Source organism: Sphaerotilus sp., assembly GCF_031429695.1.
In the GTDB taxonomy this organism is placed as follows: Bacteria; Pseudomonadota; Gammaproteobacteria; order Burkholderiales; family Burkholderiaceae_C; genus Sphaerotilus.
This window is the reverse complement of sequence record NZ_JANPAB010000052.1, coordinates 1-12,785: the sequence shown is the minus strand read 5'-3', so window position 1 is coordinate 12,785 and position 12,785 is coordinate 1. Positions and strand designations below refer to the sequence as shown.

The 12,785-nt window shown below is 67.4% G+C and carries 7 protein-coding genes; 6 read left to right on the top strand and 1 reads right to left on the bottom strand.

Annotated features, from left to right (window positions below):
- From RMP06_RS08805 to RMP06_RS08780, 6 genes are read left to right on the top strand one after another with little or no spacing between them, the layout of a single operon-like run.
- Positions 1–2,706 (top strand): hypothetical protein, encoded by a 2,706-nt coding sequence (locus tag RMP06_RS08805; RefSeq protein ID WP_310461400.1) that lies wholly within the window; start codon positions 1–3, stop codon positions 2,704–2,706.
- Positions 2,707–2,726: 20 nt separating this feature from the next.
- Positions 2,727–5,501 carry a hypothetical protein gene (locus RMP06_RS08800; protein ID WP_310461399.1) on the top strand — a complete coding sequence of 925 codons (2,775 nt, stop codon included), beginning with the start codon at positions 2,727–2,729 and terminating at the stop codon, positions 5,499–5,501.
- Between the two features lie 5 nt (positions 5,502–5,506).
- A complete protein-coding gene (locus tag RMP06_RS08795; RefSeq protein WP_310461398.1) occupies positions 5,507–7,030 on the top strand; it encodes a contractile injection system tape measure protein in 1,524 nt (507 codons plus the stop codon).
- Entirely contained in the window at positions 7,027–8,379 is a 1,353-nt protein-coding gene (locus RMP06_RS08790; protein ID WP_310461397.1) for an ATP-binding protein, read from the top strand. The genes RMP06_RS08795 and RMP06_RS08790 overlap by 4 nt, the downstream gene beginning before the upstream one ends.
- Positions 8,380–8,402: 23 nt before the next feature.
- Positions 8,403–11,537 carry an eCIS core domain-containing protein gene (locus RMP06_RS08785; RefSeq protein WP_310461396.1) on the top strand — a complete coding sequence of 1,045 codons (3,135 nt, stop codon included), beginning with the start codon at positions 8,403–8,405 and terminating at the stop codon, positions 11,535–11,537.
- Positions 11,534–12,058: a WD40 repeat domain-containing protein gene (locus tag RMP06_RS08780; protein ID WP_310461395.1), complete on the top strand. Its 525-nt coding sequence runs from the start codon at positions 11,534–11,536 to the stop codon at positions 12,056–12,058. Before RMP06_RS08785 ends, RMP06_RS08780 begins: the two co-directional genes overlap by 4 nt.
- Positions 12,059–12,064: 6 nt before the next feature.
- Here RMP06_RS08780 and RMP06_RS08775 read toward each other — a convergent pair whose 3' ends face one another.
- Positions 12,065–12,409 (bottom strand): DUF4280 domain-containing protein, encoded by a 345-nt coding sequence (locus RMP06_RS08775; RefSeq protein ID WP_310461432.1) that lies wholly within the window; start codon positions 12,407–12,409, stop codon positions 12,065–12,067.
- Between the last annotated feature and the right edge of the window lie 376 nt (positions 12,410–12,785).

Here is a 12,785-nt window from a genome sequence, read left to right as displayed (position 1 = left end):
ATGACAACCCTCGAACGCCTCCCGCCCATCTCCGCGCTGCCCGACACCAACCCGGCCTTCGACGCCCGGGCGTTGTTCGACGAGAGCCTGGCCGAGGTGCGGCGCTTGTCCAGCGGCCTGTGGACCGACCACAACACGCACGACCCCGGCATCACCACGCTCGAACTGCTCTGCTACGCGCTGACCGAGCTGGCCTACCGCCACAGCCTGCCGATCGAAGACCGGCTGGCAGGGGACACCGACGGCAGCGCGCAATTCTTTGCCCCGCGCGCCGTCCTGCCCAACCGGGCACTGACCGAGCTGGATTGGCGCAAGTGGCTGATCGACCTGCCGGGCGTGAAGAATGCCTGGATCGAAAACGTCACCGACGTGCTGCTGTATGCCGATCTGCGCCGCAAGGCGCTGCGCCAAACAAAGCCGAACCACCCGCAATATCAGGAAGTGCCGCTGGCGGGCCTCTACCGCGTGCGGGTCGAGTTCATGGATTCAGTCAACACGCAGGTCGAGCGCAACAGCGTGCTGGCCGCCGTGCGCCGCGCGCTCGAATCCGCCCGCAATCTGTGCGAAGACTTCATTGAAGTGCGGGCCGTGCGCGCCGAGTATTTCTCCGTCTGCGCCGAGCTGGAATTGACCCCCGATGCCGACGTGACCGAGGTCGCCGCCCAACTGCTGTTCGACATCGGCCAAGTGCTTGCCCCGCCGGTGCCGAATCACGATTTGGCGACCTTGATGGCGCGCGGCCTGACCCTGGCCGAAGCCTTCGATGGCCCGCTGCTGGAGAACGGCTTCATGGACGATGCCGACCTGATGGCCAGCGCCCTGCCGGCTGAAATTCACCTGTCCGATGTGATCGGCGTGGCGATGGACGTGCCCGGCCTGCGCTCGGTGCGCAGCCTGACGATCAACCCGCTCAAGCGCACCGATGAGGGCGATGAGAACGCCGCCGACGCCGACCCCACCGAGGTGGTGGCCGACCCTGTGCCAGTGTCCAATGCCTGGCGGATCGAGGTGCTGCGTGGGCGGTTGCCGCGCTTGTCGCTGAACCAGGGCCGTCTGGTGTTCAGCAAGCACGGCCTGGCGGTGCAGGGGTGGAACATCGCCGACATGCCCGGCCCCGTGGCCACGCGGCTGGCGGCGCTGCGCGAAGCGGCGAGGCTGGCGGTCGAGACCCCGATGGGCACGACCACACCGGTACCGCACCTGGGCCACAGCCGCCCGCTGGCGGCCTGGGACTCGGTGCAGCGCGACTTCCCGGCGCTGTACGGCATTGGCGAGGCGGGCCTGAGCCAACGGGCGACGCCGCAGCGGCTGGCCCAGGTGCTGCAATTCAAGGGATTCTTGCTGCTGTTCGACCAGTTGATGGCCGACCAACTGGCGCTGTTGTCGCAGGCGCGGTTGCGTCTGTCGGTCGCCGATACGGCGCTGCAGGAAGTGGCCCTGCGCTTCGGCCTCGGGGCCCCGGTTGCGCCGCATGTACTGGCCTCGCAAATCGTTGACAGCGTCGTCGATGTCGCCAAGCTCTACCCCGCTGGCGCAACACCGCAAACGCTGCAACAAACGCTGCTGGACGCGATGGAATCGCCTGCCGACGCGGCCACCCGCCAGCACCGCCTGCTCGATCACCTGCTGGCCCGCATCGCGGAGGATTTTTCGGACTACTCGGGCGCGATGGCCTCGGCCTTCCACACGCTGACCGGCCGCTTGATCGGCGACAAGGCCCGCTTCTTGGCCGACGCAGCCGAGGTCACGATGAACCGCGCCGGGGCGATGCGCCAACGCCCCGCCACGGCAGACGAGATCTGGAACACCGACAACGTCAGCGGCCTGGAGCGCCGTCTGGCCGCCCTGCTGGGCATCGCCGATTTCAGCCGCCGCGACCTGGGGCTGGTGAGCTACGACACCTACAACGAGATCGACCATGTGCCGGACTCGGTCACCGAGTACCGCTTCCGCGTGCGCCACAACGTCACGCACAACATCCTGCTGTCGTCCAGCACCCGCTACCCAACGCCCGAGGCCGCACGCGCCGAGATGATCCTGGCGATCGAGCGTGGCCAACAGCCCGAGGGCTACCAGCGCCTGATCGACAGCAAGGGCCGTCCCTACTTCAACATCATCAACGCCGAGGGCGAGGTGCTGGCCCGCCGCATCCGCTACTTCGCCAACAGCGCGGAGATGGAGGCCGCGATTGCCAAGCTGATGACCTATCTGCGCGGCCACTACGGCGGCGAAGGGCTGTACGTCGTCGAGCACCTGCTGCTGCGCCCGCTTCAGGACAGTGACCCGCTGTTCACGATCTGCGCCGACCCCAGCTGCGACGACTGCCTGGACGTCGACCCCTACAGCTACCGCCTGCAAATCATCCTGCCGGCCTACGCCGGGCGCTTCCAGGACCACGGCTTCCGCCAGTTCGTCGAACACACGGTCCGCCGCGAGGTGCCGGCCCACATCCTGCCCACCGTCTGCTGGGTCAGCCCCGACCACATGTCGCAGTTCCAGGCGGCGTGGCGCGACTGGCTGATGCTGGCGGGTGGCTTCAGCACGACCGCCCGGGCGGGAAAATTGAAGGCCCTGCTGCAGGCGCTGATGGCGGTAAAAAACGTCTACCCGGTACGCGCGCTGTTTGACTGCACGGGCGATGACACCAAGCCTCCCTTCATCCTGGGCAAGGCTTCGCTGGGCAGTGAGCCGCCAACCGCCGCTTAAACAAATCAGGAGCAAGCACCATGGCCGATCCGCTTCAAGTCATCCGCAGCCTCGACACACTGGCCGACCACTACGCCATCTTCGAGCCCGACCAGGTGCTCACGCACGGCCAGCTCAACAGCGTGTCCGACTACCTCGACGACCAGTTGCGCCTGGGCCGCGTGCTGCTCGACGGCGTGGGTCTGGTCGCCGGCCTGCATGTGTCGCTGCAGGGCAGTGGCAGCGTGCAGCCCACCGTGGTAATCAGCGCGGGCTTTGGCGTCAGCACCGACGGCGATTTGATGCGGCTGGGCGCGGACACCGTGTACGACCGCTTCCGCCCCTATGACGCCACCGCCGCTGTCTATCCGCCGCTGCATGCGGGCGAGACGATGCTCGATCTGCAAGAGCTGGTGCCGGTCGGCGAAAGCGACGTGCTGGCCATGCCCCTGGCGAGCCTGACCGGCGGCCTGTCGGACAAAGCGGTCTTTATGCTGATGGAAACGGTGGTCAACGACCCCGACCTGTGCAGCGGCACCGGTTGCGACAACCTGGGCCGCGACGCCCTGCACCGGCTGCGCTTCTTGCTGATTTCACGCGCCGATGCGCAAGCCCTGCTCGATGCCCGGCCGCTGCTGCCCGTCAGCACCCGCGCCCAGGCCCTGCCCGCACTGGCCATGCGCCGCCCGGCCCTGGCGCGCGACATCACCAGCGTCGGCGTGCTGGCCGCCCGCTACCGCGACACCGCCAACCTCAGCCTGCGCGACCTGCTGCGTGCCCTGCCGGTGCTGGCGCGGCAATGCCCCGAGGTGCTCAGCGACATGTTTGGTGGCGACCCGACCGGGCGCTGGCAAGCGGCCCTGGAAGGCAGCGTCAACCGCCTCGTCAACTCGACCGCCAGCGGCGAATGCCAGGTCTGGTACAGCTTCATCAAAGACCTGATCACGCAGTGGAGCGAGCTGCGCGAGGCGCTGCTGAACGACGACGGCGTGATGCTGCCCGACGTGGCCGCCTTCCCCAAGCACCTCTTGCTCGGCGCGCTGGCCGACCCGCGCGCACAGCGCACGGGGCTCTACCCGTCGCCGCTCGATGCCTCGGCCCGCCAGAGCGCCGCCCACGGCCGCTTCCTGGCCTGGAAGCTTGATGCGCTGATCCGCGCCTTTGCCCTGCCCACCGATGTGGCGACCGTCATCACCCCCAGCCACAGCGATGCCCGCACGCTGGAAGAGCGCGCCATCCCCTGGCACTACCGTGGCAACAACGACACCACCGAAGGCCCTCCCATCCACGTCGCCTGGAACTTCCGCCTCTCGGCCAGCCACCGCGAGGGCCAGAACCTCGGCTACCGCAGCACCAACTGGGCCAGCAGCGCCCAGGCCCGCGATCCACTGGGCTTTGCCATCGGCGGCTTTGATTTCTTCCGCGTCGAAGGGCATTTGGGCCACCAGGTGGAGGCCGTGGGCGACGAGCTGCGCCGGGTGATTGCCGACCGCAACCTGCCTATCCATGTGCAGGAAGTGCTGCTGCACAACGACCGCAAACTCATCAAGCGCCGGCCGCTGATCCGCTACACGCCGCTGCACAGCCTGCACTATCTGGTGCGCCAGGACGTGAGCCTGCGGCTGGACGAAAGCCTCAGCTTTGGCAGCCGCCATCTGGCCGACATGACGACGGCCGTGGCCAGCGCCCAGGTGCCTGCCATCACCGACAGCGGGGCTTCCGTCATCACCGTGGCGAGCAGCGCGATGGCGGCCATCAGCAATGTGCAGGCCGCCGCCCGGCCGGTGCTCTCGCAAACCAGCCACAGCGGCTACAAGGCCCAGATTGCGGGCAATGGCGCGGGCTGGCGCGCCAGCTACGCCACCGGCCTGGAGACGGTGGGCAACTCCCGCGCCAGCCTGGGCCATGTCTCGCGCACCGATTTTGTCTCGCCCTATGACTCGCTGTTCCACACCAACCAGCCGCATTGGATCGACTGGCTCGACAACCTGATCCAGGCCCATGACGACCGCGCCGACGACAAGCTCATGTTCGCCCAGTTCGTGCAAGACCACCCCGGCCTCGACCACCTGGGCGGCGCCTGGCGCGGCGGCACCCTGGTGCTGGTGTATGACGACGGCGGACGGGTGGTGGGCGACTTCACCCTGCCCTACCCGGCGGCCGAGGTGGTGACGCCCGAGCCGGTGGAGCCGCCGCTGACCTTGCCGCCGTACCGCCCGCCTTTTGTCGTCACCGGCGGCCTGCGTGTGCTGCGGCCGATTGATCTGAAGGTCAGCGACCGGGTCTTGGTCGAGCGGCAGAGCTTCAAGAGCGATCTCGAAAAGCAGACCGCCAACATCCAAGGCCTGGTGCAGGGCGTGTTTGTTCCCAATAACGCGGTCGTGCCCAAGCGCACCTTGGTGGCGGGCCTGGCCGGACTCGATGGGCTCAAGGGCGACAGCTATCTGGAATTCAACGCCCGCGACATGACCGGCAAGCTCACCCGGGTCCAGGAGTTGAAAGACATGCTGACCCAGCCCGCCCTGCCTGACGACAGCCGCGTGTTGTTCGAGCGTGATCTGGCCACCGCGCAAACCGACTTGGCCACCGCCGTTGCCACCGTGACCGAGCGCGTGGTGACCGGCAATATCGACGTGGCCAGCGACGCCGGGGTGGAGTTGACGGCCCAACTGGGCCGCAGCGTCTCGATGATCCAGGACTCTGCGGCCAAGGCCGTGCTCGACACCCGGCTGACCGGTATCTCGTCCGGCGCGGGCGTGGGCCAGTCGGTGTTGATCGGCAAGCTGCGGGTGATTGGCGGCATCGGCCGTGGTTGACGGTCATGGCTGATTCAGGCATCCACCGCGTGCGCCGCCTGCGCTGGCAGGCGCGTGCGCCGAACGCGGCGGACGCATTTGCCTTGCAACGCCTGTTGCACCGCAGCAGCGAGGACGTCGGCGCGGCCTTGGAACAGGCCTTTGCCAGCATCGCCTTGGGCGACGAGGTCTGGCATCTGCCCTTGCTGACCCTGCACCTGGATGCCAGCAGCTTGGCGCAGATGGACGCCGATTTGCCCACCCTGGTGGCCGACGCTTTGCAAGTGGCGCTGGAGCGTGCGTGGCCTGCCGATGCCGTGCGCCGCGTCGATGTCACCACACACTCGGCGGAGCAGGCCGCCGACCTCACGCAACCCACCATCTCCACGACCGCCGAGTCCGCCCACGCCGCCTTGCGCCACTACCTCACCACCGCCAGCCTGCCCTGGGCACTGGCGGGCCTGGGTGCCGAGGCGCAACGACAAGTGCTGCAAGGCGCGGCGCAGGGGGCTTTGGAGGCATTGCTGGCGCAGCAGGACCACACCGCGGCTGTGCTGGATGACCTCTTGGGCACGGGAACGGCCACGCCCCTGCCCGCCCGCATCGGTGCCTTGCTGCGCTGGCTACCCCTGCTGAGCCCCGCGCAGCGGCAGTGCTGGCTGGCAAACAGCCCGCGCCCGGCAGGCATCGCCCCGGCCCTGGCCGATGCCTGGTTCACCCTGCTGGCCAGCTCCAGCACCGCCCTCGAATGGGTGGCTCTGTGGCTGGTGTGGCCGACGTTCCAAGGTCTGCGTGCCTCATTCTCGACGGGCGACACGGTCACCGGCTCGCTGGATGCCCTCGCCGTGGTGCGGTGGATTGCCGACTTGCCCGCCGACATCGCCCCCCTCCGAATACCGTCACCCACCGTGCCCGATATCCACTTGGCCGCCGCCCTGCGCCATGCCCTGGGCGACGCACCGGCCAAGGGCTTGCCCGCCTCAGCACCGCCTGCCCGCCAAGGCCTCGCCCAGGTCAGACCCATTGCAGCCGCCCCCGACACCCAACTCGTCCCCTTGGCCGGCTTGGTGCTGCTCCACCCCTACCTGCCCCGCTTGCTCAAAGGCTGCGGGCTTGTCGATGACACGGGCCGTGCGATTGCCGATGCTGCCCTGCCCCGCGCCTGCGCCTTGCTGCACGCCCTGGCCTGCGGCGACGGGGAGGCGGCCGAGCATCAACTGCCCCTCATCAAGCTGCTACTGGGCCGCGCACCCGACGACGCGTTGACCGCAGCGCTGCCCCGCCCCACGGCTGCTGATGGGGAGGAAATCGACAGCCTGCTCGTCGCCGTGCGCAGCCACTGGAAGGCACTTGGCAACACCAGCGTCGAGGGTCTGCGCCTGTCCTTCCTGCAGCGGCGCGGTCTGTTGCGCAAGGCCGAGGGCACCTGGCAGATGCATATGCAGACCGAGGGATTCGATCTGCTGCTCGATCTGCTGCCGTGGTCGATCAGCCTGGTCAAGCTGCCCTGGATGCCGCTGCCGCTGATGGTCGAGTGGCGCGCGCCATGAAGCGCACCGAGCCGTCACCCATCGATGCCGCCACCCTGGAGGCTGAACTGGAGTGGCTGGCCCAGGTGATCGAGCAACGGCTGGCGCACTACTTCCATGCCACCACCCCCAGCTCGCCCGAGCTGCCCGGTGCACTTGCCCCGCCACCCGCCCTGACCAGCACCGGCAGCTACGCGGCGGCAATTCAGCACCACCGGCTCGACCCCACCGAGCGCCTGCTGATGGCCCTGGCCCTGGCCCCGCATCTGCGCCCGCAACTGCTCGACGTGCTGGCCACGCCCAACCCCGGCACGCAGCGGCCATTCACCGAATTCGGCGCGCTGATCGGCCCCGGCGGCGCACTGTTGCCAACCGTCGAAACCGCCTGCTTTGTGCTCGCGGGCGACAACCTTGCCGCCCGCCTGCGCACCCTGCAGCGGCTGGCACAGCATGACCTGATCCAGGTCACACCACCGCCAGGTGAGGCGGCAGCCAGCGGCTCTTTGCTCCACGGCCTGCTGCAACCGTCCCCCGCCTTCCTGGCACTGGCCCTGCCCGGCCCGGCGCTGCCGCAGTTTGTCGACCGCAGCGCCCTGGCCACCCGCGTGACGACCGGCCTCCGTTGGGATGACCTGGTGCTGCCCGCCACGACCTTGGCCCAGTTGGACGACATCGGCCTGTGGCTCACCCACGGCCACCGGCTGCTGAACGATTGGGGCCTGGGCCGCCGCATCAGCGCGGGCCATGTGAGCCTGTTCCACGGCCCGCCGGGCACAGGCAAGACGCTCAGCGCCTGCCTGCTGGGCGAGCGCTGCGGGCGCGAGGTGCACCGGGTCGATCTGTCCCTGGTGGCGTCCAAATACATCGGCGAGACCGAGAAGAATTTGTCGCGCCTGTTCGACGCGGCCGAGCGGGAAGGTCACATCCTGTTCTTCGACGAGGCCGATGCCCTGTTCGGCAAGCGCACCGGCGTTGGCGATTCGCACGACCGCTATGCCAACCAAGAGGTCAGCTACCTGCTGCAACGCATCGAAGCCTTCAGCGGCGTGGTGGTGCTGGCCTCGAACATGAAGCAGAACATCGACGATGCGTTTCTGCGCCGCTTTCAGTCGGTCATCCACTTTCCCCTGCCCAAGGCGGCCGAGCGCCTGCGGTTGTGGCGCGAGGCGATCCCGGCCGAGGTCACGCTTGAACCGTCGCTGGACTTGGAGCGGCTGGCGCAGCAGGTTGAGCTGAGCGGCGGCACCATCCTCAATGTCCTGCGTTATGCCTGCCTGCGGGCGATGGCGCGGGGTGATGCGGTGCTGCGGGCTGAGGACACGCAAGAAGGCGTGCGCCGTGAGTTATTGAAGGAAGGGCGGACCGTGTGAGCGCCGCTGCACAAACAGCCCGGATGGTCTTGCGCGCGCCGGAGGCCAAAAGCCCCGTCTCGATCCGCGTGCCCGCTCCCGCCGTGCGCGCCGCCCAAGCCGCTGCCGCCGTGCCTGTCTCGCGCACCAGCGACCCGGCCGAGCGCGAGGCCGAACGGGTCTCGCGCCGCATCATCGCCATGCCATCGGCAGCCGTGGCACCGCAATCGCGGCGCTTCGCCAGCGCGGTGCCCGCCACGACCCATATCCCCGCAGCCCTCGGCGTTGGCAGCTCCGCCGGCCAGCCCCTGCCACGCCGCCTGCGGCGCGACATGGAGCCGCGCTTTCAAGCCGATTTTTCCAATGTCCGTGTTCACACCGGTGACGAAGCGGCGCGCGCCAGCCGACGGCTCAACGCAGCGGCCTTCACCAGCGGGCGCGATGTGTTTTTTGGCCGAGGCCGCTTCCAGCCCGACGCCCCGGCTGGCCGCGAACTGATCGCCCACGAGCTGACGCACACGATCCAGCAGGGTGCAGCCACGCAGACGGTGCACCGCAGCGTGGACACCTCAGTGCGTGAACGCGCGCAGCCGCAAACCGTCCACCGCCTGGGCATCCAGGACGCGCTCGATTTTTTCGCAGACAAGGCGGCCTGGATCCCCGGCTTCAGCATGCTGGCCCTGCTGCTGGGTTTCAACCCGGTGAGCTTGCGCGCCGTGCCGCGCACCGCGGCCAATCTGCTGCGGGCGATGATCCAACTGATCCCCGGCGGGCCGCTGATCACCCAGGCGCTGGACAACCACGGCATCGTGGACAAGGTGGCCAACTGGGCCGAAGGCCAGCTCAGTGCGCTGGGCGATATCGGCAGCGCCATCCGCCAATCCATCGACGACTTTCTCGACAGCCTGAGCTGGACGGACATCTTCGATCTGGACGGCGTCTGGAACCGCGCCAAGCGCATCGTCACCGGCCCCATCGACCGCATCATCGCCTTCGGCACTGGCCTGATCAGCGGCATCATCACCTTCATCAAGGACGCGATCCTGAGGCCCATCGCGGCCCTGATCGAGCCCACGCGCGGCTACCCGTTGCTCAAAGCCATCCTCGGTTTTGATCCCGTCACCGGGGCGGCCGTGCCGCGCACCCCAGCCAGCTTGCTCGGCGGCTTCATGACCCTGATTGGCCAGGACGAGATCTGGCAGAACATCCAGCGCGGCAATGCCATCGGCCAAGCTTATGCGTGGTTCGAGGGCGCGCTGTCCGGGCTGATGGGCATCGTCACCGCCATCCCAGGCACCTTCCTGGCTGCCTTCCAGTCGCTGCAACTGGTGGACATCATCATCGTGCCGCGCGCTTTCGCCAGGATCATCGGCGTGTTCGGCAGCATCGCCGGCCAGTTCCTCAGTTGGGGCCTGGGCACCGTCATCAAGCTGCTGGAGATCATCTTCTCGGTCGTGGCCCCCGGCGCGATGGGCTATCTGCGGCGGGCGGGCGGGGCGATCCAGGGCATCTTCCGCAACCCCATCGGCTTCGTGATGAATCTGGTGAATGCGGCCAAGGCGGGTTTCCAGCGCTTCGGCCGCAACATCCTGCGCCATATGCAGACCAGCATCGTCAGTTGGCTGACCGGCTCGCTGCCGGGCATCTACATCCCGCAGGCCTTAAGCCTGCCGGAGATCCTGAAGTTCGTGCTGTCGGTGCTGGGCCTGAGCTGGGCCAACATCCGCCAGAAGCTGGCGACGGCCGTGGGCGAGCCTGCCGTGCGGGCGATGGAGAGCGGCTTCGACCTCGTCGTCACCCTGGTGCGCGACGGCCCCGCCGCCGCCTGGGCACAGATGCAGGAGCAGTTGGCCAACCTCAAGCAGATGGCCATCGACGGCATCATCGACATGGTGGTCAACCTGGTGCTGACGCGCGCCGTGCCGCGTCTGATCGCCATGTTCATCCCCGGTGCGGGCTTCATCACCGCCATCATGTCGATCTACGGCACGGTGACGACCTTCATCGCCCAGTTGAGCCGCATCGCACAAGTCATCACCAGCTTCCTTGACTCGATGATGGCCATCGCCGCCGGCAATATCGAGGCCGCCGCCACGCGGGTGGAGACCACCCTGGCCGGCCTGCTGACCCTGGCCGTCAACTTCCTCGCCGGCTTCGCAGGCCTGGGCCGGGTGGCCGACCAGGTACGCGGCGTGATCGCCCGTATTCGCGCGCCGATTGATCGGGCGCTGGACAGCGTGATTGCGTGGATCGTCAATATGGCGAGGCGGCTGGGGCAGTTCATTGCCGACAGTGCTGGCAATGCCGTGTCAGCCGTGCGGGGCTGGCTGGGGCTGCGGGTGGGTTTCCAGGACGCAGCAGGTGCGTCGCATTCGATCTACTTCGCGCCCAGCGGCGACAACGAGCTGACCGTGGCCTCGCGGCCTCGGCCCGTGCTGGAATTTTTGACTGCCGTGGCGGCAGCCAACCCAACGCAGCGCCCGCAGGTTGAGGTCGCACGCGGCCACACCCGCACGATTGCACGGCTCAAGCGGGACACGAGCCTGACCGATGCCGCCCGCACCGCGCAGATTCGCACCGCCTCGAACGCGCTGGCGGGTGTGTTGCGCGGATTGAGCGACAGCACCGACTTCTTCAGCCCCGTGCCTGCGCAGCGCAAACTGCCTGGTGGCTTTGACGTGCGCAACGACCTCTACATCAATGGCAGCGGCTACGGCAGCGCCTCGGCCGCGCTGCGCGCCAGCGCCACAGCCAACATTTCGGCAGCACTGATCAGCTTGAAGAGCACGACCTCCAACGCCGCCTACACCCGTTTGGTGCGCGACGGACAAATCTTCGTTGGTGGCGACGGCCCAAGCCGCACGGCAGCCGAATACCGCCTGATGACCGATGCCGCCATCCGCGCGCTGGTGGGGCGGCAAAGCTACGACGTCGATCACACGCAACCGCTGGCCCAGCACTGGGTCGCTACGGGCTACAACAGTGCCGACGGCGCCCGCCACAGCCATGCGGGCGGCGCGGGCAACCTCAAGATCATGCTGTCGTTCTACAACCGCCAAGCGGGTGCCGATGGCAGTCACTACGCCGACAAGTTCTGGGTCGGACCTGCCTTCACCAGCAACTACAACATGAGCTTGCGCGCTGCCAAGAAAATAAAGGGCCAGGACTTCCCGCCATGACAACCCGCACCGCCGCCCTCGTGACGCAGATTCAAAGCATTGTTTGCTCGGCAGACGGAAAACGGCTGAAGGTCACGCGAATTGCACGAGGCAAGCATGCCGCCGTGGTCGAACTGGATGCACAAACCCTGGCAGCGGTGGCGACTGCGCCGACAGACTGGCTGCCTGTCGCCAGCATCGAGACGGGCTTGAAGACGCGCACAAACGCCTGGTCAGTGGGCAAATTCGGCGCCGGCTTGTTCGTCCACAGCCTCAGCGGCAGCGCAATCAAAGCGCCACCGCCCTTCAACGACGCCAGCTTGACCGTCACCGCCTTCGCCATCAGCAAGGATGAGTGCTATGCGCTGGTCGGCAACTCAAGCGGCTTTGTCTCGGTGTTCGACACCCATTCCGGCGACGAGTGCTTTGGCCAGCGCCTGCACCGGGGCCATGTCACAGCCGCCTGCTTCACGCCGGACAGCAAGCAGGCATTCACCGGCAGTGCAGGCGGTGAGCTGTGTGCCATCGACCTGCCGCAATGAGCGGGCTCAAGGCACCGTCAACGCTGCCTGCCCTGCATCCGCAAAACTGACAGTTCCTGACCACATGCAGCTCAGCGTCGAGCTGTTATTCAGCGCGGGCATGCCCCCAATCAACACCATCGGCGAGCCGGGCGACCAAGGCGAGGCGGTGGCAGGGATGCAGGGCTGGGGCGTCAAGGTGCCTGCGGCCGCTGCGGTGGCCGCCGCCACCATCGGGTTGGCGGGGCTCTGGCAGAGGCCGAAGGGCGCGATGTTCATCATCGGCACATGGTCCATGATGTTGCCCACCGGCACGCCGGACGTGGTCAAGGGCCGGGGCGTGGCGTTGAAACTGGCGGGCGAGGTGCCCATCGAGCAGCTCATCTGGGCGCCCGTGCAGCATTGCAATCCCATCGCTGGCCTCCCATTGCTAAAAACCGGTGGCGAAGATGGTACTGTCGTTTCTGGGGTCCGAGGTCTGGTGGAACAGAAAGTCGGGTTAGAACGTGTTATCAACTCGCGACCGACCATGGCGGCATGTGTTGAGATCCGCAAACCTTGCGAGCACAGCCGCCTCATCATCTGCGATAGCATCGCTCACGTTCGATGTGTCCTGGTCAAGTTATTTCGCACAGCCCGACAGGTTGTGTGATTGCCGATTGCTGCTCGAAGGCATTGGGAGGCAAGTTGCCCAGTGTGGAGTGCAGACGCACGCTGTTGTAGAAGCTGACGATGTAGTCGGCGATGT